Origin of the sequence: Ensifer sp. NM-2, from assembly GCF_003024455.1 — a bacterium.
Classification (GTDB): Bacteria; Pseudomonadota; Alphaproteobacteria; order Rhizobiales; family Rhizobiaceae; genus Ensifer; species Ensifer canadensis.
Genome location: NZ_PVZR01000112.1, coordinates 1 through 540 on the forward strand (window position 1 = coordinate 1; position 540 = coordinate 540).

The 540-nt window shown below is 68.1% G+C and carries 1 protein-coding gene; it reads right to left on the reverse strand.

The annotated features are described in order from the left end of the window. Positions 1-16: 16 nt before the first annotated feature. The coding region (locus C6558_RS39030) for an ATPase, T2SS/T4P/T4SS family (RefSeq protein ID WP_199197140.1) at positions 17-540 on the reverse strand (524 nt) is incomplete at its 5' end.

Genomic DNA, 540 nt, shown 5'->3' on the forward strand with positions numbered 1-540 from the left:
ATGAGCAGGGTGTGCATCAGGCGCCTCCTGCCACTCGGGTCAGGTCGAAGCCCACACGCTCGAGGTCAGCGCGCAGCCGGGTGTCCCCGGGGGGCTGCACAGGCTGGGCGTGGTCGTCGCCCGGGCGCATCTCGAACAGCGGTGCGACGGAGATGCCATCGGCGCTGTCTCCAGGCATGACCTCAGCGATGGTCACGACCTTGCGGCGCCACAGCCCCTGGGCGTCCTGGATCTTGCGCATCTGCAGGACGATGTCAAGGTGGTGGCCCAGCTGCCGGGTCATGAAGGCCTCGGAGAACTCATTCATGCCCAGACCCACCAGACGGTGGACCGCTTCCTGGGCACTGTAGGAGTGGACGGTGCAGAACGTGCCGGCGCCGGTCTGCATGGCTTGGATCATCGCGGTGATCTCGGTGCCGCGGACCTCGCCGACGAGGATGCGACGGCTGTTCAGTCGCAGGGCCTTCTCCATGGCCTGGGCCAGGGTGTACTCCCCGATCCGAGAGCCGTCCGCGGTGCGCTCCCCCACCCCCGGTCGGT